General features: G+C 73.4%; 14 protein-coding genes. 8 read left to right on the top strand and 6 right to left on the bottom strand.

Translation table 11 applies throughout. The features are described 5' to 3' along the window. The first annotated feature begins 1 nt into the window (after position 1). Together AB0F68_RS19495 and ugpC are read left to right on the top strand one after the other, a co-directional pair. Complete coding sequence (locus AB0F68_RS19495) at positions 2 to 838, top strand: carbohydrate ABC transporter permease (RefSeq protein ID WP_357340031.1); 837 nt, start codon at positions 2 to 4, stop codon at positions 836 to 838. 11 nt (positions 839 to 849) lie between these two features. Continuing rightward, a complete protein-coding gene (gene ugpC / locus AB0F68_RS19490; RefSeq protein ID WP_357340020.1) occupies positions 850 to 2,058 on the top strand; it encodes a sn-glycerol-3-phosphate ABC transporter ATP-binding protein UgpC in 1,209 nt (402 codons plus the stop codon). 50 nt (positions 2,059 to 2,108) lie between these two features. On the opposite strand, the gene AB0F68_RS19485 is transcribed toward ugpC, so the two are convergent. Both AB0F68_RS19485 and AB0F68_RS19480 read right to left on the bottom strand, forming a co-directional pair. Next, the gene (locus AB0F68_RS19485; RefSeq protein WP_357340018.1) at positions 2,109 to 3,212 is read right to left on the bottom strand and encodes a winged helix DNA-binding domain-containing protein; all 1,104 of its coding nucleotides are present in this window, start codon (positions 3,210 to 3,212) and stop codon (positions 2,109 to 2,111) included. A 113-nt stretch (positions 3,213 to 3,325) separates the two neighbouring features. Continuing rightward, positions 3,326 to 4,051 (bottom strand): YsnF/AvaK domain-containing protein, encoded by a 726-nt coding sequence (locus tag AB0F68_RS19480; RefSeq protein ID WP_357340016.1) that lies wholly within the window; start codon positions 4,049 to 4,051, stop codon positions 3,326 to 3,328. Positions 4,052 to 4,236: 185 nt separating this feature from the next. Here AB0F68_RS19480 and AB0F68_RS19475 point away from each other — a divergent pair, with 185 nt between their 5' ends. Then, positions 4,237 to 4,632, top strand: coding sequence for a hypothetical protein (locus AB0F68_RS19475; protein WP_357340011.1), 396 nt, complete (start codon positions 4,237 to 4,239; stop codon positions 4,630 to 4,632). Positions 4,633 to 4,824: 192 nt separating this feature from the next. On the opposite strand, the gene AB0F68_RS19470 is transcribed toward AB0F68_RS19475, so the two are convergent. After that, a complete protein-coding gene (locus AB0F68_RS19470) occupies positions 4,825 to 5,316 on the bottom strand; it encodes a GNAT family N-acetyltransferase (RefSeq protein WP_357340009.1) in 492 nt (163 codons plus the stop codon). Between the two features lie 98 nt (positions 5,317 to 5,414). Between AB0F68_RS19470 and wrbA the strand changes: the two genes are divergently transcribed. Further along, positions 5,415 to 6,032 (top strand): NAD(P)H:quinone oxidoreductase, encoded by a 618-nt coding sequence (wrbA, locus tag AB0F68_RS19465; protein ID WP_357340007.1) that lies wholly within the window; start codon positions 5,415 to 5,417, stop codon positions 6,030 to 6,032. Positions 6,033 to 6,103: 71 nt separating this feature from the next. Here wrbA and AB0F68_RS19460 read toward each other — a convergent pair whose 3' ends face one another. Beyond that, positions 6,104 to 8,023, bottom strand: a complete 1,920-nt coding sequence (locus AB0F68_RS19460; RefSeq protein WP_357340005.1) for a chorismate-binding protein — start codon at positions 8,021 to 8,023, stop codon at positions 6,104 to 6,106. Positions 8,024 to 8,282: 259 nt separating this feature from the next. Between AB0F68_RS19460 and AB0F68_RS19455 the strand changes: the two genes are divergently transcribed. From AB0F68_RS19455 to AB0F68_RS19445, 3 genes are all read left to right on the top strand, one after another. Further along, positions 8,283 to 9,686 carry an FGGY family carbohydrate kinase gene (locus AB0F68_RS19455; RefSeq protein ID WP_357339998.1) on the top strand — a complete coding sequence of 468 codons (1,404 nt, stop codon included), beginning with the start codon at positions 8,283 to 8,285 and terminating at the stop codon, positions 9,684 to 9,686. Between the two features lie 109 nt (positions 9,687 to 9,795). Continuing rightward, on the top strand, positions 9,796 to 12,420 hold the full coding sequence (locus AB0F68_RS19450; protein ID WP_357339996.1) for a nitrate- and nitrite sensing domain-containing protein: 2,625 nt from the start codon (positions 9,796 to 9,798) through the stop codon (positions 12,418 to 12,420). A 5-nt stretch (positions 12,421 to 12,425) separates the two neighbouring features. After that, the gene (locus tag AB0F68_RS19445; protein ID WP_196806755.1) at positions 12,426 to 12,839 is read left to right on the top strand and encodes a roadblock/LC7 domain-containing protein; all 414 of its coding nucleotides are present in this window, start codon (positions 12,426 to 12,428) and stop codon (positions 12,837 to 12,839) included. 51 nt (positions 12,840 to 12,890) lie between these two features. Here the strand turns inward: AB0F68_RS19445 and AB0F68_RS19440 are convergent, their stop codons facing one another. Then, on the bottom strand, positions 12,891 to 14,378 hold the full coding sequence (locus AB0F68_RS19440) for a GH1 family beta-glucosidase (protein ID WP_357339994.1): 1,488 nt from the start codon (positions 14,376 to 14,378) through the stop codon (positions 12,891 to 12,893). Positions 14,379 to 15,228: 850 nt separating this feature from the next. Here AB0F68_RS19440 and AB0F68_RS19435 point away from each other — a divergent pair. Continuing rightward, a complete protein-coding gene (locus AB0F68_RS19435; RefSeq protein WP_357340251.1) occupies positions 15,229 to 18,126 on the top strand; it encodes a glycoside hydrolase family 48 protein in 2,898 nt (965 codons plus the stop codon). Between the two features lie 287 nt (positions 18,127 to 18,413). Here the strand turns inward: AB0F68_RS19435 and AB0F68_RS19430 are convergent, their stop codons facing one another. Then, complete coding sequence (locus tag AB0F68_RS19430; RefSeq protein WP_357339992.1) at positions 18,414 to 19,106, bottom strand: DUF3159 domain-containing protein; 693 nt, start codon at positions 19,104 to 19,106, stop codon at positions 18,414 to 18,416. Between the last annotated feature and the right edge of the window lie 340 nt (positions 19,107 to 19,446).

The following is a 19,446-nucleotide window of genomic DNA, read 5'->3' as shown; positions in this document are numbered from 1 at the left end:
GATGGCCACCGAAACCACCCCGCGGGCGAAGCTGCGCTGGGGCCTGCTGGACGTCATCGTCGTCGTCTTCGCGCTGGTCCCGGTGCTCTGGATCGCCTCGTTGTCGTTCAAGACCTCGGCCACGATCACCGACGGGAAGTTCTGGCCCCGGCAGTGGACGCTGGACAACTACCGGACGATCTTCGACACCGACCAGTTCGTCCGGGCCCTGGTCAACTCGATCGGCATCGCGTTGATCGCGACCCTGGTCGCCGTGGTGCTGGGCGCGATGGCCGCGTACGCGATCTCCCGGCTGGACTTTCCCGGCAAGAAGCTGCTGGTCGGGGTGTCCCTGCTGATCGCGATGTTCCCGCAGGTGTCGCTGGTGTCGCCGCTGTTCGAGATCGAGCGGCAGCTCGGCCTCTTCGACACCTGGCCGGGGCTGATCCTGCCGTACATCACCTTCGCCCTGCCGCTGGCGATCTACACGCTCTCGGCGTTCTTCAAGCAGATCCCGTGGGACCTGGAGAAGGCGGCGAAGATGGACGGGGCCACCCAGGGTCAGGCGTTCCGGCGGGTGATCGCCCCGCTGGCCGCGCCCGGGTTGTTCACCACGGCCATCCTGGTCTTCATCTTCTGCTGGAACGACTTCCTCTTCGCCATCACGCTCACCTCGACCGAGCGGGCCCGCACGGTCCCGGTGGCGCTGTCGTTCTTCACCGGCGAGTCGCAGTTCGAGGACCCCACCGGGGCGATCTGTGCCGCCGCCGTGGTGATCACCATTCCGATCGTCCTGTTCGTGCTCTTCTTCCAGCGCCGCATCGTCTCGGGCCTGACCTCCGGCGCAGTCAAGGGATAGGTGGTGTTGTCATGGCCGACATCGTGCTGGACAAGGTGAGCAAGCGGTTCCCCGACGGGACCACCGCGGTGCAGGACGTCGACCTGGAGATCGCCGACGGCGAGTTCGTCATCCTGGTCGGCCCCTCCGGCTGCGGGAAGTCCACCACCCTGAACATGATCGCCGGGTTGGAGGACATCAGCTCCGGTGAGCTGCGCATCGCCGGGGAGCGGGTCAACGACAAGGCGCCCCGCGACCGCGACATCGCCATGGTGTTCCAGTCCTACGCGCTCTATCCGAACATGACCGTGCGGGAGAACATGGCCTTCCCGCTCCGGCTGGCGAAGCTGGACCGGGAGACCATCCAGCAGAAGGTGGAGCAGGCGGCGAAGGTCCTGGAGCTGACCCCGCTGCTGGACCGCAAACCGGCCAACCTCTCCGGCGGGCAGCGGCAGCGGGTGGCGATGGGGCGGGCGATCGTCCGCCAGCCCAAGGCGTTCCTCATGGACGAGCCGCTGTCCAACCTGGACGCCAAGCTGCGGGTGCAGATGCGCACGGTCGTGTCGCGGCTGCAGAAGCAGCTCGGCGCCACCACGGTCTACGTGACCCACGACCAGACCGAGGCGATGACCCTCGGCGACCGCGTGGTGATCATGCGGGGTGGCGCCGTGCAGCAGGTCGGCCCGCCGCAGGAGCTCTACGACCACCCGCGCAACCTCTTCGTCGCCGGGTTCATCGGCTCGCCGTCGATGAACTTCCTGCACGCCGCCGTCGAGGACGCTCACCTGCGCACGGCGTTGGGGGACGTGCCGATCGGGGACCGGGTACGCCGGCAGCTCGACGGCGCGGACGCCCCGCGCGAGCTGATCCTCGGCATCCGCCCGGAGCACTTCGAGGACGCCGCGCTGATCGACGACGAGACCCGCCGCCGGGGCCTGGAGTTCGACGCGCCGGTCGACATCGTCGAGTCGATGGGCTCGGACAAGTACGTCTACTTCACCGTCGAGGGGGAGCGGGCCAGCGCGGCCGAGCTGGAGGAACTGGCCGCCGACGCGGGGGCCGCCGACTTCACCGGGACCGGGTCGAGCCTGGTCACCCGGCTGTCGGCGGAGTCGCCGGTCAGCGAGGGCGAGCCGCGGCGGGTCTGGTTCAACCTGGAGAAGATCCACCTCTTCGACCCGTCCACCGGACGCAACCTCACCCTGCACGAGGGGCGGGCGGCCGGCGCACTGGCCGACTGACGGCACCCGGATCCGGGCCGGTGGGCACCGCTCACCAGCCCGGGTCCGTGCTACCAGGCGAGCCGCAGCGGCAGCCCGAGGAAGTCGGCGTAGCCGGTGAGGGCCGACTCGACGCGGGCCCGCAGCGCGGCGTCGAACGGCGTCAACTGCTGCACGGTCACGGTGACCGCCCGCTTGCCGACGGTGCGCTTCCAGGTGCCGACCGTCCGGCCGCCGCACACCACCGTGGCCTGGAAGATCCCGTTGTTGCCGGGGAGGACGGCGTTCGCGTGCGCCGGATCGAGCATCAGCCTGCGGTCCTTGTAGCCCAGCAGGTATTCGTCGAAGCCGGGCAGGGCGTGCACGTCGTCGACCGGCGTGCGGGGCGCGTCGAGCAGGGCGGCGTCGACCACGCCCGGCACCCCGTCCACCTCGACCGGGGCGAGCGCTTCGCCGGCCACCGCGATGCCCCGGGTGGCGTCGGTGACCGTCAGGCCGGTCCACCGGGCCAGCTCGTGGCGGGTCACCGGGCCGTGGCCGCGGACGTAGCGGTGGGCCAGCAGGCCGAGCGCCTCGTCCCGCTCGGGGCGGTGCGGATCGGGTGCCCACTCGTCCAGCAGCGCGAACGTCTGCTCGGTGCCGACGTGCGGGGCGATGCAGGTGACGCCGCGCTGGCTGGCGTACCAGAGTAGGTGGTAGCCGCGCTGGCCGGTGGTGTCCAGGCCGGCGTCGCGCAGCGCGGCCAGGCACTCGGCGCGGGTGAGGCGGCCCGCGCCCGCGAGGGCCTGGCCCAGCACGTCGGCGGCGCGGTCGGCGTCGGGCTCGGTCAGGCCGAGCTGGGCCCAGCGGCCGGCCACGCCGGCCAGCGCCCGGACGCCGGTCACCGTCAGCATCCACCGCGCGTCCCGGGGCGGCACGAGGTGCACCGTGCCCCGCATCGGCCAGGTGCGCAGCGCCTCGCGCCGCTCCAGCGCCGCGCGCACGTCGTCCTGGTTCCGGCCGGGCAGGCGTACGCCGAGTGACCAGAGCCCGCTCGCCGGATCCTGGGCCTGCATGGCGCCGAACCACTCGACCACCCCGGCCACGCTCTCCGGGCGCGCGGTGGGGTGCGGGCGCAGCAGCAGGCCGGTCATCCGCAGCGCCAGCGCCTCGGCGCCGGTGAGGCGTACGGTCACGTGGGTGCTCCCGTCGTCGATGGACGGTCAGCATAGGTGGCCGGTGCGACGTTCCCGGGAGACGGACGACCGGACGGGTGGGCCGTGGCCCACCCGCCCGGGATGCCGCTGGCTCAGCGCTTGCGGCGTGCCCGGTCCGGCACGTCCGCGTCCACCAGCTCCCGGCGGACCTGCGCGTTGACCGGCTGCTCCTCGACGACCTCGTCCTTGTTCAGCCGGACCCGCTCGACCGGGACCTGGTCCTTGCCGACCACCGGGTGCTCGGCGCGCAGCTCCATCTCGCGCTGCTCCTCGCCGATGCCGGCCCGGACATTGCCCCGGTCGGCGTCGAGGATCGGCTCGTGGACCACAGTGACCTCGTCGTGCTCGACCGGCACGGTGGTCTGGACGTTCTCCGTGACCACGCGCTTGCTCAGTCGCGCGGCGCCGGCCGGCTCGCTCTCGGTGCCGACCCGCAGCCGCTCCTCGGAGCGGGTCACCTCCGGCGCGCCCGGCTTCTTCTGCGGCGGCGCGGCCTGCTCCCTGATCTGGTAGTGCCGGTAGAGCTCGGCGAGCTGCTCGGTGCTGAGCGGCTGGTTGGTGCCGGTCTCCACGCTGGGAGCGCTGCGCACGGTCGCCTTGTCGTACTGCACCTGAAGCCGCCCGTCCTGCTGCATCCGGGCCGCCTGCAGCGGTGCCATCGACTCGTGGTGGCCCATCACCCCGGTCTTCACGCTGACCCAGGTCGCCTCGCCGCTGGGATCGGCCCAGACCTGGCCCACGCTGCCGATCTTCGCGCCCGAGCGGTCCTGGACGTCCTGCCCGTACATCGAGCGGACCTGCTGCTCCGTGAGTCGCATGGTTCGTCCTTCCTCTCGTGGGTCACCGCCTGGATCCCCGGCGGGGCCCCGGGCATGCCCCGGAAGTGGGACGAATAGGAGCAGGAGCAGCGGCGGCGCCGGAAACGACCGGCCCCGACGCATAAGCGTGGCCGGAGCGGGGATGCGCCGCCGGCAACCAGTGCGAGGAATGTGAGGTGTGGGTGATGACAGCGTCCAGTGAACCGATGCGAGGCGGCGGCGGAGCCGCCCCGGCCCGGCCGGCGGGACCGGCGGGCGGGGCGAAGACCAGCGCCGCAGCGACCTTCTCGCTGGTCTTCGGCGTGGCGGCCCTGCTCAGCGTGCTCACCGCGATCCTGGCCTCGGTCGGGCTGCTGCTGGGGATCATCGGGCTCATCCTGGGTATCTTCGGACTGCGGATGAGCCGGCGCCCCGGCGTCACCGGGCGCGGGGTGGCGATCGGTGGTCTGGTGCTCAGCGCCCTGGCGGTGCTGATCGGGCTGGCGCTCGCCGCCGGCATCAGCACGTTCATCAACAATGAGCAGGCGGTGGACCGGCTGGAGAAGCGGGTGACCGACCTGCGGGACAAGCTCAACGACTGAGCGGGGAGAACGCCCCTGATCGCGCTACGCCAGCCACGTCGCCGGCGGAGCGCGATCCCCCGTTCAGGCTCCCGGTGCGGGGCGGCGGCGGTACACCGGCACCGGTGGCACCAGGATCCTCGGGCGTCCCGGCCCGGGGAAGCGGTTTCCATCGGAACTTGCGCAAATCTTGAGCCGCGGCAAGGAATCGACTCAGCTCAGTCGCCGGTACATCACCAGCAGGTCCACGTACCCCTGGCTCGGGTGCCGGAAGCCCTCCGGCACCCGGCCGACGACCTCGAAGCCCAGCGAGCGCCACAGCTCCACCGCCCGGGTGTTGCTGGCCACCACCGCGTTGAACTGCATACCCCGGTAGCCCTCGGCGCGGGCCAGCGCCAGCACGTGCCCGGCGAGCGCCCGGCCCACGCCCCGGCCGGCGGCGGCCGGGGCGACCATGAAGCTGGCGTTCGCCACGTGGTCGCCGGGCCCGGCCTGGTTGGGCACCAGCTTGGCCGAGCCGAGCACCGCGCCGTCGCCGTCCACCGCGACCACCGTCCGCCCCGGCGGACCCACCAGCCACAGCTCGCGGGCCCGGGCTTCGGTGACGTCGCGGGGCCAGGTGTACGTCTCACCGGCTGCCACGATCTCGTGCAGGAACGGCCAGATCAACGGCCAGTCGGCGGCGGTCGCCTCGCGGATCTCCATTCCGCCGAGCATGCCACGGGCCGTCCGTACCCGGCGTTTGACGTCGCAAGCGCCGGGTAGTCGCCGGAGCTGACCCGACACCGAGGAGGAAACGTCTGATGGATGGCCAGGTCAAGGTCGCGGTGATCTACTACAGCGCGACCGGCATCACCTACCAGATGGCGCAGGCGGCGTACGAGGCCGCTGGGGAGGCCGGGGCCGAGGTGCGCCTGCGCAAGGTACGTGAGCTGGCGCCGGACGAGGCGATCCGCTCGAACTCGGGCTGGCAGGCGCACCGCCTGGAGACCCAGGACGTGATGGAGGCGCAGCCGGACGACCTCTCCTGGGCCGATGCCGTGATCATGGGCTCGCCCACCCGCTACGGCATGATCGCCGCTCAGCTCAAGCAGTTCATCGACACCACCGGCCCGCTCTGGTCCCAGGGCGCGCTGGCCGACAAGGTCTACAGCGGCTTCACCTCGACCGCCACCTCGCACGGCGGCCAGGAGTCCACGTTGCTCTCGCTGTACACGATCTTCTACCACTGGGGCGGCGTCGTGGTGACCCCCGGCTACACCGACCCCAGCCAGTTCGTCGCCGGCAACCCCTACGGCGCCTCACACACCAGCAACAACGGGGAGGTCCCCCCGGACCACGTGGCCCTCACCGCCACCGCGCTGACCGCCAAGCGGACCGTGCAGATGGCTGCCGCGCTCAAGAAGGGCATGGCCGGCTGACCCTGGGCACAAGGTGACCGGTGGCCGGACGGGGGCTCTCGACCCGTCCGGACCACCGGTCGCCCTTGGCCCTACCCCTGATCGGCCGCTCCATGCGCGGTCAGGGCCGGATGGGCCAGCAGATGCCCGAGCAGGTCGACCAGGACCGCCATGCCGTCCCGGCTGAGCACCGACTCCGGGTGGAACTGCACCCCGGCGAAGCCGGGGCCGCGCAGCGCGTGCACCGCCCCGTCCGCCGGGTCCCGGGATAGCTCGACCGGGCCGTACCCGGTGGCGATCCGGTCCGCGCCGGCGCGGGCCGTGAAGCTGGAGTAGAAGCCGACCCGCCGGGTCGCCCCGAACACCGGCACCTCCCGGGGCAGCCCCTGGTAGGGCGCGTCCCGGCGGTGCAGCGGCAGCCCGAGCAGTCCGGCGAGGAGCTGGTGGCCCAGACAGACAGCCAGGGTCGGCCGGCCCGCCGCGAGCAGCTCCGCCAGCAGCGCCCGCATGCTGGCCATCTTCGGTTCGGCCAGGTCGTTCGGGTCGCCCGGGCCCGGACCGACCACCACCAGGTCGTACCCGTCGAGCGGGCCGGCGTCGTGCCAGTTCCGCCGGGTCACCGCCAGGCCAAGCGCGGCGAGCTGGTGGGCGAGCATCCCGGTGAAGGTGTCCTCACCGTCCACGATCAACGCGCGGCGGCCGGCCAGCCCGGGCAGCGCCGTCGCCCCCGGGACGCGCTGGTCGAGCCAGAACCGGGCCAGCGGGGTGTTCCGGGCGGCCAGCGCGGCGCGCACCTCGGGGTCGTCGGCGTACCGGAGCGCGGGTTCCCCGCCGCCGGACGGGGCGTCCGGGCCGAGGCCGAGCGCGGCCAGCACCCCGGCCGCCTTGGCGTGCGTCTCGGCCACCTCGCCCGCGGCCGTGGAGTGCCGGACCAGGGTGGCCCCGACCGGCACCCGCAGCTCGCCGCCGGGGGAGAGCTCCGCGGTGCGGATCAGGATCGGCGCGTCGAGGGTCTGCCGGCCCTGCTCATCCCGACCGAGCAGGGCGAGCACCCCGGCGTAGTAGCGCCGGCCGGTCCGCTCGTGGCGGGCGATCACCCGGCAGGCGTTCTCCATCGGGCTGCCGGTGACCGTGGGCGCGAACATGGTCTCCCGCAGCACCTCCCGGACGTCGAGCGAACCCCGCCCGGCCAGCAGGTACTCGGTGTGCGCGAGGTGCGCCATCTCCTTCAGGTACGGCCCGACCACCTGGCCGCCCTGCTCGGCGACGGTGGCCATCATCTTCAACTCCTCGTCAAGCACCATGTACAGCTCCTCGACCTCCTTCGGGTCGTCGAGGAAGCGCAGCAGCGCGTCCCGGTCGGCCGCCGCGCCGGTGTGCCGGAAGGTGCCGCTGATCGGGTTCATCATGACCAGGCCGTCGTCCACGCTGACGTGCCGTTCCGGGCTCGCCCCGACCAGGATCCGGGTGCCGGTGTGCACCACGAACGTCCAGTACGCGCCCCGCTCGCGCAGCAGCAGCCGGCGCAGCGCGGCCAGGGCGGCCACCAGCGGCGCGCCCTGGACGGTGGCCCGCAGGGTGCGGTGGATGACGAAGTTGGCGCCCTCGCCCCGGCCGATCTCGTCGGTCAGCACCCGGCCGACGGTGTCCGCGTACTCGGCGTCGGAGATGTCGAAGGCGGCGTCGCGGGTCACCACCGGCGCGTCGGGCAGCGCGGCCAGCACCTCGCCGAGCGGGAGCCGCCGGTGCTCCGCGACCAGCATGAACTCCAGCGGCAGGCCGTCGTCCACGCAGGCGAAGCCGCGCTCGGCGATCTGCCGGTAGGGGACCAGGGCCAGCGTGCGCGGCCCGGGAGCGTCGTCGGGCAGCGGCAGGTCGGCGAGCCGGTCGGCGGTGCGTACCGGACCGGTGAACAGGTCGACGTGGTCGGCGCCCTCGCGGCGGACGAGCGCGAACGGGCCGGGGTCGCGGCCGGCCGCGACGGCGGCGAGCGGGTCGTGCGGGCGGGTCATCGGGTCTCCTCGGCGGGCCGGAGGCCGCCGGCGGGGCGGCCCGGGTGCCGGGGGAGAGACCGGCGGCCGCCTCGTCGGGCGGCCGCGTGGGGAAGCTACGCGCGGGAGTGGGCCGCCGGGTCGGCGGGCCACCAGTAGGACGGGTGCGCGGGCATGGCGATCACTGTACGCGAGCGCGCCGTGCCGGGGAACCCGATCGCCGTGCCGGCCCGGCGGATCTTGGCTTCACCGCGGCTCCCGGCGGGTAGGTTGACCCGCGATGGACATTCTCGCTCTGGACCTGGGCACCTCCTCGGTGCGCGGGCTCGTGCTGGACGGGGACGCCGTCCCGCGCCCCGGCGCGCTGGCCCGCCGGAAGCTGCACCTGGCGGCCGGCGACGATGGCAGCGGCACCCTGGACGGCCCTCGCTACCTGGCCTGTCTTGTGGAGTGCCTGGACGAGCTGGCCGCCGGGGGGCACCTGCGGGACGTCGAGCTGGTGGCCACCTCCGCGCAGTGGCACTCTGTGCTGCCGCTGGGCGCCGACGGTGCGCCGCTCGGCCCGGTGCTCACCTGGCTGGACACCCGGCCCGAGGCCGTCGCCGACCTCACCGGCCCGGCCGATCCGGACGCCTTCCACGAGCGCACCGGCGCGTGGTGGCACCGCTGCTACTGGACCATGCGCCTGCCCTGGCTGCGGGAGCACTGCGGCAGCCCGGTCGCCCGCTTCAGTGGGCTGGTCGAGTACGTCCTCGGCGTGCTGCTCGACGAGGCGCCGATGTCCGTGTCGATGGCCTCCGGCACCGGCCTGCTCGACCTACGGCGGCTGGAGTGGGACGCCGAGGCCTGTGAGCTGGCCGGCGTACGGCCCGAGGAGCTGCCGGCGCTGGCCCCGCAGCGGTGGCGCGGCCGGCTCCGCGTCGAGTACGCCCAGCGCTGGCCGCAGCTCGCCGACGCCCGCTGGGCCGCCCCGGTCGGTGACGGCGCGGCGTCCAACGTCGGCTCCGGCTGCGTCGATTCGTCCCGGGCCTCGGTCACCGTCGGCACCTCCGCGGCGGTACGCCTGGTCCAGGCCGTGCCGGCCGGGGCGGATCTGCCGCACCTGTCCGAGCAGCTCTGGCGCTACCGCGTCGACCACGAGTACGTGGTGACCGGGGCGGCGTACTCCAGCGGCGGGAACCTGTTCGCCTGGGCGTCCCGGGAGCTGCGGCTGCCGCCCGGCGCCGAGCTGGAGGCCGCGCTGGCCCGGGCCGGCACGAAGCTGACCGTGCGGGCCAACCCGCGGCTCGGCGGAGACCGTCCGCCGGGCGTCGCCCCGTCCGGCTCCGGGAAGCTGTGGGGCCTGAGCTTCGGCACCACCGCGGTCGACATCCTCGCCGGGCTGATGACGGAGCTGTGCCGGCTGGTCGCCGACGACCTGGCCCTGGTGGAGGCCGACGTGGGCGAGCGGACCGAGGTGGTCCTCGGCGGCGGCGCCATGGCCGCCTCGACCTGGTGGCGGCGGGCGTTCGCCGACGCGCTGGCCCCCCGTACGGTGTGCTACCAACGCAACCCGGAGATCGGGGCGACCGGGGCCGCGCTGGTGGCGCTCGGCCGGGTCGCCGAGGCGGCGCGCGTGGGCGGCATCGTCCGGACGGACGACGGGGGCACGCCGAACACCGTAGGCGCCCGCCCACCGCGCTGACCTTCCTGGTCCTGCGACTGGCCGTTCCGTTTGACACCGCCCGGCGGCCTGGTTGGATGGACTTCCGCTCCCCGTACCGGTGGAGCCGATCGGGACCGAGGAGGAACGTGTGGGCGCAGGTCCCGACCCGGCTCGCGGAGCGTCGCCGCAGCCGCGCCGGAGCCCGTCCGGCGACCGGGTGGCGCCGCACCGGCGGCGGCGCTCGCGCTTCCGGTTGCGGGACTGGCGGATGCGCACCAAGCTCGCCACCGTGCTGGTGCTGCCCTCGGTGGCGTTCCTGGTGCTCGCCGGGGTGCAGACGCGGGGGCTGGTGGGGCAGACCACCGCGCTGAGCGACTTCGCCCAGCAGGTCGGCGTCGGCCGGCAGATCAGCACCGCGGTGGACCGGCTCCAGCAGGAGCGGGACCGCTCGGCCGGGGAGTTGGCCGCGCTGCGCAAGGCGCGCGGCGGCGCGGACCGGGACGCGGCGGTCGCCGCGCTCAAGCCGCTCCAGGACGCCTCCGACCGGGCGATGAGCGAGCTGCGCGCCGCGGCCGAGCCCCTGGCCGACGCCGACGCGGCCTGGCGGGTGGCCTACTCGGAGGTGCTGGAGGCGTACGACCAGGTGGTCTACATCCGGGCCGCCGTGGCGCCGGCGGTGCTCTCCAGCGACACCGTGCTGAGCAACTACCACCGGGCCATCGCCGCCCTGCTCAACCTGCTGGCCGAGCCGTCGCCCGGCGACGACCAGCGGGCGCTGACCAACGCGGTGCTGCGGTACGTGCAGCTCTCCCGGGTCAAGGAGTTGTCCTCGCGGATCCGGGCGGAGCTCTACGCCGCCGCCCGGGCCGGCCGGTACGAGGTGGACGATCAGGTCTCCCTGACCGACCTGCGCGCCCAGCAGCTCACCGCGCTGGGCGCGTTCCGGGTCGCCGCGACCGCCGACCAGGTCCGCCGCTACGACGAGACCTCGGTGGACCCGGCGTTCGTCTCGGCCGCCCGCCTGGAGGAGCAGACCCTGCCCAACGGGGCCGTCGAGCCGGCGCTGCTGCCCGCGACGCAGTGGTGGGCGGCCAGCGAGCAGCGGCAGGAGCTGCTCCGCCAGCTCGAGAACACGGTCCTCGACGACGCCGTACGCCAGGCCGACGACGCCAGCGCCCGGCAGCTGCGGGACACCCTGCTGGTGGTCGGCGGCATCGTCGGCGTGCTCCTGGTGGCCGTGCTGGTCTCGCTGCTGGTCGGCCGGTCGGTGGCCCGCTCGATGCGGCTGCTGCGCAGCCAGGCGCTGCGGATCGCGCAGGTGGAACTGCCGCACACCCTGGACCGGCTGCGCGCGGTGGACCGCCCAGCGGGCACGATCGACGTGCCGCCGGCGGTGGTCGACTCGCAGGACGAGATCGGTGAGCTGGCCGAGGCGTTCGTGGCGGTGCACCGCAGCGCCGTCGACGTCGCGGTCGAGCAGGCGATGATGCGGCGCAACGTCAACGCCATGTTCGTCAACCTGGCCCGGCGCAGCCAGGTGCTGGTCGAGCGGCAGCTCGAACTCCTCGACGAGCTGGAACGCGAGGAGAGCGACCCGGACCAGTTGGAGAACCTGTTCAAGCTCGACCACCTCGCCGCCCGTATGCGCCGCAACGACGAGAGCCTGCTGGTGCTCGCCGGCACCGAGTCCAGCCGGCGGTGGAACCGGCCGGTCGGCCTCGGCGCGGTGCTGTTGGCCGCCAGCGCCGAGATCGAGCAGTACCAGCGGGTGCGCCACGACTCGCGGTCCGACCTGCACGTCGTCGGCCACGCGGTGGGTGACCTGGTGCACCTCTTCGCCGAACTGCTGGAGAACGCCACCGCCTTCTCCCGGCCGGACACGTTGGTGCGGGTCGTCGCCGGGGGCGACGGCGCGGGCGCGTTCGTGGAGATCGTCGACCAGGGGCTCGGGATGAGCCCGGCCGCGCTGGCCGAGGCGAACGCGGTGCTGGCCGAGCCGCCGGCGGCCGACGTGGCCGCCTCCGAGCGGATGGGCCTGTTCGTGGTGAGCCACCTGGGCGCGCGGCACGGCGTGCAGGTGCGGCTGCGGAGCGGCCACGAGGGCCTGGTGGCCCGGGTGAGCATCCTGGCCGAGCTGCTGGCCCCGGCGCCCGCGCCGGGGCTGGACCAGCCCGTCGCGCGGCGGATGCTGACCAGCCAGGCGGCCGCCGCGTCCCGGCTGACGCCCGGCGTCGGCGCGCTCGGCACGGCGACCACCGAGCTGCCGGTGGCCGGACGCCGCCCGCTGGCGCCGCCGGCGGCGCTGCCGGTGTCGCCGTTGACGGGGCTTCCGCTCGGCGCGGCGCCGCCCGGGGCGGAGTCACCGCTGGCAGGCCGCCCCGACCTGGCGCCCGGCGGGGCGGGCGTGCCGAGGCCGCGGCCGGTGCCGGGCCGGGCCGAGGACGTGCTCGCCCCGGCGGCCGGGTCGCCGGCCGGCGGCGGCTGGTTCAGCCGCCAGGGCCCGTCGTCGGCGGTGCTCGGTGTGACGCCACCGCCCGCCGCGACGCCGGTCACCGGAGGCACCAACGAGCGGGGTCTGCCGGTACGCGTACCGATGGCTCAGCTCACCGCGGTCACCCAGCCCGCCGGCCCGAACCGGCCCGCCCGGCACGAGCCGGACCCGGAGGCGGTCGGCGGCATGCTCTCCCGCTACTACGGCGGGGTGCGGCGGGCCGAGGCCGAGGAGACCACCGAGATGTACCTGCCGCGTGATGAAGGAGGACGACGACAGTGACGACGTTGAGCCAGGAGGCACGGGACCTGAGCTGGCTGGTGAACGCGTTCGCCGAGCGAGTGCCGGGGGTGGCGCACGCCGTGGTGGTCTCCTCCGACGGCCTGCTCGTGGCGATCTCCGCGCACCTGCCCCGCGACCACGCGGACAAGCTCGCCGCGGTGACCTCGGGGCTGATGAGCATCACCGCCGGCGCGGCGCAGATGTTCGACGGCGACGTCGTGAAGCAGACCGTCGTCGAGATGGGCCGGGGCTACTTCCTGGTCATGCAGATCAGGGACGGCTCGATCCTGGCCACGCTGGCCGGGGCCGACGCCGACATCGGCGTGGTCGGCTACGAGATGGCCCGGCTGGCCAAGCAGGCCGGCGAGATGCTCACTCCCGCGCTGCGCGCGGAACTCCAGCAGGCGCTGCCCCGCTGAGCCGGGGCGGGACCCTGCCCGGCCGGCGTCGCGCCGGCCGGGCCGGTCCGCTTAGAGACCGTTGCGGCGGATCACGTCGCGGTACCAGTGGGCGCTGCGCTTGAGCACCCGGCGCTGGGTCGGGTAGTCCACGTAGACCAGGCCCCAGCGCTGTTCGTACCCCTCGGCCCACTCGAAGTTGTCCAGCAGCGACCAGACGTGGTAGCTCTCCAGCGGCACCCCGTCGCGGATCGCGCGGTGGGCGGCGGCGAAGTGGTCGCGGAGGAAGTCGACCCGGGCGGCGTCGTCGACGGTGCCGTCCGCGGCGAGGGTGTCCGGGCAGGGCAGGCCGTTCTCGGTGATGGTGATCGGCAGCGGCCCGTAGTCCCGGGTGACCCGGGTCAGGATGTCGTACATCCCCTCGGGGTAGATCTGCTGCCACTCCGCCTCGGAGGTCGGCCACCGGCGGACCGTGTCGCCCTGGGCGGTGACGTAGATCGGCGTGTAGTACTGCACGGCCAGCAGGTCGACCGGGCTGGAGATGATCTTCAGGTCGCCGTCCCGCACGCCGCGGACCAGCCGGCTCTCCGCGCCCAGGTCGGCCAGCACGTCCTGCGGGTACGCGCCCTTGAAGATCGAGTCCAGGTAGAGCCGGTTCTCGTAGCCGTCGTACAGCCGGGTCGCGGCGGCCGCCTCGGCGGTCTCGTCGGCGGGGTAGCAGGGGTGCAGGTTGAGCGCCGGGCCGATCCGCCCCTCGGCGCCGGTGGCGCGCAGCGCGCGGACGGCCAGGCCGTGGGCGAGCTGGAGATGGTGGGCGACCAGGTACGCCGCCGCCGGGTCCTGCCGGCCGGGCGCGTGGTGCCCCCAGAGGTAGCCGTTCTGCACCACGGTCTTCGGCTCGTTGACGGTCAGCCAGACCGGCACCCGGTCGCCGAGGGCGCCGAACACGGCGTCGGCGTAGTCGGCGAAGCGCTCGGCGGTGTCCCGGTTCTCCCAGCCGCCGGCGTCCTGCAGGGCCTGGGGCAGGTCCCAGTGGAAGAGCGTGGCCATCGGCGCGATGCCGCGCTCGTGCAGCCCGTCCACCAGCCGCCGGTAGAAGTCCAGGCCGCGCTGGTTGGGCCGGCCGGAGCCGTCGGCCTGGATGCGCGGCCACGAGATGGAGAACCGGTAGCTGCGCAGCCCGAGGTCGCGCATGAGGTCGAGGTCCTGGGCGTAGCGGTGGTAGTGGTCGGCTGCCACGTCGCCGGTGTCGCCGTTGCGGGTGCGGCCCGGGGTGTGGCTGAAGGTGTCCCAGACGGAGTCGCCCCGCCCGTCCTCCTTGGCCGCCCCTTCGATCTGGTAGGCCGAGGTGGCCGCGCCCCAGCCGAAGCCGGGCGGGAAACGCAGCGCCCCGTCGGGGTCCGCGTCGGGGTCGGGCTCGTCGTCGCAGCCGGCGACGGCGGCGGCGGACGCGACGGTCCCGGCCACGGGGGCGCCGACCAGCCCGGTCCGGGCCGCGCCGGCGGCGGTCGCGGAGAGGGCGGCACGGTGGAGCAGGCGCCGTCTGGTGAGTAGCGACATGGGCGTTCTCCTCGGAATGACTGGCCGCCTTAGGGGCCGGGAGCGCTCCCAGCATAGGCCAGGGGCGGCCGGCCGCGTCCCGAGGGCGGACCGCGGCTGGGCGCGGTCCGGCCGCCGGGCGGCCGGAGGTGTGGGTGGGCGGGGTGCCGCTCGGGGGCGGGGGCGAGCGGCGAAGGGTGGGGCAGATAGCGAAGGAGGCCGTCCGGGCGGCGCGTCGCGCCTGTCCCGTCGGCCTCTTTTCCCGTCGACAACGGGGGTTTAGTGTGGGGACGGGGGAGGGCAACCCCCGTCCCCACCTGTGATGCACACACGCACGAGTGGAAATGGCGTCCGGTCGTGCGTGTCGCGCGGGAGCCGGGCCACGCGAGTGGCTCTGGTTCCACCTCCCTCCATGTCGGTGGGTGAGGGCTGACGGCGGCGTCCGGGCTGGCCCGCCGTCAGCCGCTGGGGCTGGCGCGCCGGGCACACGGGGTCCCCGGCGATCTTGTACTTGCATCTCCGTCGATGGAAGCGCTCCCATCGGCGATGCTGCGACTGTAACCCCCGTCACGGGTTTGTGAAAGCCCCTAAACGAGATCGAAACATCGACCTGGGTGTCTGCCCTGCCCATTGTGGTGGGAGCGCTTCCATGGCACACTCTCAACCGCGACGCGGAGCCAGCTCGCGCGAGTGAGGGCAGCCGAGGGCACCCGGTAGCACCGGTGCGGCGCCCCGATCCCCGGCACGGCCGGGTCGACCACCTTTCCGGGCGCCTCCGTCCCCCCGCGCCGGCCCCGTCGACGCGTGGAGGTGCCCCGCCGGGGCCCCGCGTCCCGGCCCGGTCCGAGGAGACACCGCGCACATGAGACTCATGGCCAGACGTCGCCGGACGGCGATGCTCGCCGCCACCACCCTCGCCATCGGCGGGGTGGCCCTGCCGGCGGGCGCCGCGCAGGCCGCCCCGGCCTGCGACGTGACCTACGCGACGAACGACTGGGGCACGGGCTTCACCGCCAACGTGACCATCAAGAACCTGGGTGACGCGCTCACCAACTGGACGCTCAAGTTCGCCTTCCCGAACAGCACCCAGAAGCTGACCCAGGGCTGGTCGGCCAAGTGGAGCCAGTCCGGCAGCGAGGTGACCGCCACCAACGAGTCGTGGAACGGCAGCCTCGGCGCCGGCGCCTCCACCACCATCGGCTTCAACGGCGCCTACTCGGGCAGCAACCCGAAGCCGACCGCATTCACCCTCAACGGCGTCACCTGCAACGGCACCCCGGCCAACCAGCCGCCGACGGTCTCGCTGGGCGTGCCGGCCGGGCCATTCGAGGCGCCCGCCGACGTGCCGCTGACGGCCACCGCCAGCGATCCGGACGGCACGATCAGCAAGGTCGAGTTCTACCGCAACGGCCTGCTCGTCAACACCGACACCAGCGCCCGCTACGGCTACACGCTGGAGGACCTGCCGGCCGGCGGCTACACCGTGCAGGCCAAGGCGTACGACAACGCCAACGGCATCGGGGTGGCCGAGAAGTCGTTCACCGTCAACCCGGCCTCCGGCCCCGTGCTGGTGGCCACCCCGTCCGCCGTCAGCGTCAACGAGGGCGGCACCTCGTCGGTCAAGTTCACCCTCAGCGCCGCCCCGACCGCCAACGTCCCGGTGACCCTCGCCGTCACCGGGGACAGCGACGTGACCGTGTCGCCCGCGACGCTGACCCTGACCCCGAGCAACTGGAACACCGGGGTCACCGCCACCGTCGCGGCCGCGGAGGACGCCGACACCACCGGCGGCACCGCCACGATCACCGCCTCGGCCACCGGCTTCGCCCCCGTCGCGGTCACCGCCACCGAGATCGACAACGACACCCCGGGCGGGGACAACGCCTACATCAAGAAGTTCCTCGACCAGTACGGCAAGATCAAGAACTCGGGGTACTTCAGCCCCGAGGGAGTGCCGTACCACTCGGTCGAGACGCTCATCGTCGAGGCGCCCGACCACGGCCACGAGACCACCTCGGAGGCGTTCAGCTTCTGGCTCTGGCTGGAAGCGCAGTACGGCCGGGTCACCCAGAACTGGGCGCCGTTCAACAACGCGTGGACGGTGATGGAGAAGTACATCATCCCGTCGCACGCCGACCAGCCCACCGCCGGCGCCCCAGGCACCCCCCAGTACGCCGCCGAGCACAACCTGCCCAGCCAGTACCCGTCGGCGCTGGAGCCCAACGTCCCGGTCGGCCAGGACCCGCTCCGCTCCGAACTCCAGTCCACCTACGGCACCGGCGACATCTACGGCATGCACTGGCTGCTCGATGTCGACAACACCTACGGCTACGGCCACTGCGGCGACGGCACCACCCGCCCCGCCTACATCAACACCTTCCAGCGGGGCACCCAGGAGTCCGTCTGGGAGACCGTCCCGCAGCCGTCCTGCGACACCTTCAAGCACGGCGGCCAGTACGGCTACCTCGACCTGTTCGTCAAGGAGTCGGCCGCCCCGGCCAAGCAGTGGAAGTACACGAACGCCCCCGACGCCGACGCGCGCGCCGTGCAGGCCGCGTACTGGGCTCTGACCTGGGCCAAGGCGCAGGGCAAGGAGGCCGACGTCGCGGCCACCGTGGCGAAGGCCGCCAAGATGGGCGACTACCTGCGCTACGCGCTGTTCGACAAATACTTCAAGAAGATCGGCAACTGCGTCGGCCCGTCCACCTGCCCGGCCGGCAGCGGCCGCGACTCGGCGCACTACCTGCTCTCCTGGTACTACGCCTGGGGCGGCGCGTACGACACGTCGCAGAACTGGTCGTGGCGGATCGGCTCCAGCCACAACCACTTCGGCTACCAGAACCCGCTCGCGGCCTGGGCGCTGACCAACGTGCCGGAACTCAAGCCCAAGTCGGCGACCGCGACCGCGGACTGGCAGAAGAGCTTCGACCGGCAGCTGGAGTTCTACACCTGGCTCCAGTCCGCCGAGGGCGGCATCGCCGGCGGCGCCACCAACAGCTGGGACGGCAGCTACGCCCAGCCGCCGGCCGGTACCGCCACCTTCTACGGCATGTTCTACGACGTCGACCCGGTCTACAACGACCCGCCGTCGAACCAGTGGTTCGGCATGCAGGCCTGGTCGATGCAGCGGATCGCCGAGCTGTACCTGCAGACCGGCAACGCGAAGGCCAAGGCGCTGCTGGACAAGTGGGTGCCGTGGGCCATCGCCAACACCACGCTGGGCACCAACTGGTCGATCCCGTCGGACATGAAGTGGACCGGCCAGCCGAACAACTGGGATCCGGCCAACCCGCAGGCGAACACGAACCTGCACGTGGAGGTGACGGTGAAGGGCCAGGACGTCGGCGTCGCCGCCGCCTACGCCCGGACCCTGATCGCCTACGCCGCCAAGTCCGGCGACGCCGCGGCGAAGACCACCGCCAAGGGCCTGCTGGACGCGCTGTCGGCCGCCGCCGACACCAAGGGCGTCTCGATGCCGGAGAAGCGCGGCGACTACAAGCGCTTCGACGACGTCTACAACGCCGCCGACGGCCAGGGCCTCTACATCCCCGCCGGCTGGACCGGGAAGATGCCCAACGGCGACGCCATCGCCGCCGGCAAGAGCTTCCTGGACATCCGCTCGTTCTTCAAGAACGACCCGGACTGGCCGAAGGTGCAGGCGTACCTCAACGGCGGCGCGGAGCCGGTCTTCAACTACCACCGGTTCTGGGCCCAGGCGGACGTCGCCATGGCGTACGCCGACTACGGCACCTACTTCCCGGCGGGATGAGGTGACCACTCCACCGCGGGCGGGCCCACCCGCCCGCGGTGGAGGCCGACCCGGGCCGAAGGGGGAACGGAGCGGCCCGGTCGGCGGGCGGCCTGACTCTCACGGTCAGGCCGGGTGGGCCGGCCGTCCGGCCGACGCAGCGGACGGACCGGCCCACCGAACCGCCCGGAGACGAACGTGCCGCGAAAAAGCCCGCGAAAATCGGCGCTCCACGGGATCACACGAAAGCCGTGGACGGAGTAACGTAATTCACCGGAGAGGCCGCTCCCCCCGTGGCGGCCTCTCTTTTACTTTGCCGGCGCATCGTCCCGTTCGGACAGCACGACCGGGTGCCGCAACCCCGGGTGACCCGCCGGCAGCGACCGCCGGATCACCAACCAGCTCACCGCCAGCGCCGCCGCGACCAGCGGCCAGGTCAGCGCCACCCGGGCCACCACCAGCGCGACCACCTGCCCGCCGAGCCACAGCGGCACGAACACCGCCAGCCGCAGCAGGTAGGTCGCCGCCCACACCCAACTGCCCCGCCCGTACGCCCGCAGCAACGCCAGGTCGCGCCGCCACCGCCCGCGCTGGCCCAGAGCCGCGCCGACCAGCACACCCAGCAGAGGCCAGCGCACCACGATGCTGACCATCCAGGCCAGCGCGCTCGCCGCGTTGGAGACCAGCTGCACCAGGAAGAAATCGGTGGCCCGCCCGGTCCGCAGCGCGATCAGCGCGGCCACGCAGACGGCGAGCAGCCCGATCAGCACCGAACGCGGCCGGTCACCTCGCCGCCACCGCCAGCCCGCAACCGCCGTGCCGGTCAGCACCGCGGCGATCACCCCGCCCCACAGCCCGGCGGCCAGCCAGCCGATGGCGAAGGCCACCGGCGGCAGCGTTCCGTCCACCGCGCCCCGCCGGCCACCGAGCAGGTCGGCCAGCGACTCCGGACGGTCCTGCTCGCTGGTTGCCGCCCGCCGTTCGGGTGCGGTGTCGCTCACGTCGCCTCCCTGCCTGTCCGAGGTCGGTGCCGACGGCTGCGGCCGGTCCGGCGCCCGGTCGCATCCCCTGGTCCTCCCGGCTGCACGGTACCGGGCCGGCCCGCGGGACCAGCCGGTTGACATCGTCCGGACGCCGCTTGTACGGTCGAATTCGATCTTCAGTGTATCGATTTACCGCGTCCGACCGCCGCTGCCGGACCCGTGGGTCGATCGGCCCCAGCCCCACGTGGCTCGCCTACCGGTCCGCCGACGTCACCGTCCATCCCGTCAGGAGTCCCCATGCGACCAACCCGCTCACCGCGCCGACGCCCGGGCGCCGCGGCCGTGTCCCGCCCCGGGC

This window comes from Micromonospora sp. NPDC023966 (genome assembly GCF_040639095.1).
Taxonomy (GTDB): Bacteria; Actinomycetota; Actinomycetes; order Mycobacteriales; family Micromonosporaceae; genus Micromonospora.
Note: the sequence above shows the minus strand (reverse complement) of the source record. Positions and strands in the feature narration are given on the sequence as shown.

Coding starts and splice junctions, on each gene's coding strand:
- AB0F68_RS19495 (WP_357340031.1), top strand. CDS start 2: ATGGCCACCGAAACCACCCCGCGGGCGAAGCTGCGCTGGGGCCTGCTG.
- ugpC (WP_357340020.1), top strand. CDS start 850: ATGGCCGACATCGTGCTGGACAAGGTGAGCAAGCGGTTCCCCGACGGG.
- AB0F68_RS19480 (WP_357340016.1), bottom strand. CDS start 4,051: ATGCGACTCACGGAGCAGCAGGTCCGCTCGATGTACGGGCAGGACGTC.
- AB0F68_RS19475 (WP_357340011.1), top strand. CDS start 4,237: ATGACAGCGTCCAGTGAACCGATGCGAGGCGGCGGCGGAGCCGCCCCG.
- AB0F68_RS19470 (WP_357340009.1), bottom strand. CDS start 5,316: ATGGAGATCCGCGAGGCGACCGCCGCCGACTGGCCGTTGATCTGGCCG.
- wrbA (WP_357340007.1), top strand. CDS start 5,415: ATGGATGGCCAGGTCAAGGTCGCGGTGATCTACTACAGCGCGACCGGC.
- AB0F68_RS19460 (WP_357340005.1), bottom strand. CDS start 8,023: ATGACCCGCCCGCACGACCCGCTCGCCGCCGTCGCGGCCGGCCGCGAC.
- AB0F68_RS19455 (WP_357339998.1), top strand. CDS start 8,283: ATGGACATTCTCGCTCTGGACCTGGGCACCTCCTCGGTGCGCGGGCTC.
- AB0F68_RS19440 (WP_357339994.1), bottom strand. CDS start 14,378: ATGTCGCTACTCACCAGACGGCGCCTGCTCCACCGTGCCGCCCTCTCC.
- AB0F68_RS19435 (WP_357340251.1), top strand. CDS start 15,229: ATGGCCAGACGTCGCCGGACGGCGATGCTCGCCGCCACCACCCTCGCC.